Annotated in this window: 1 protein-coding gene; it reads left to right on the top strand. The window is 44.8% G+C overall.

The window, feature by feature from the left end:
* A partial coding sequence (locus AAEY99_RS21520) for a redoxin family protein (protein WP_351011993.1) occupies positions 1-261 on the top strand: 261 nt, incomplete at both ends.

Below are 261 nucleotides of genomic sequence, written 5' to 3'. Positions count from 1 at the left end.
CCCGCGGGAAATACAAACAGGGCGAATTGGTCAAACGGTGCCTGCGTTTAATTTACCTGATTTAATGCAAGACGATAAACGTTGGACTGATGAGCAGCTAAAGGGTGACGTGTATTTGCTAAACGTTTGGGGCACATGGTGTCCGACGTGTTTAGCTGAGCTTGGCTATTTAACTAAGCTACGCGAGCAAGGGGTTAAAATTATCGGCTTGTATTATGTACAAAGTTACGACGCCGATTTTGATGGCCCATTTGATATGCA

Source organism: Shewanella sp. S1-58-MNA-CIBAN-0166, assembly GCF_040310085.1.
Classification (GTDB): Bacteria; Pseudomonadota; Gammaproteobacteria; order Enterobacterales; family Shewanellaceae; genus Shewanella.
The sequence above is the reverse complement of the archived record's forward strand: the minus strand, read 5'-3'. Positions and strand labels throughout refer to the sequence as shown.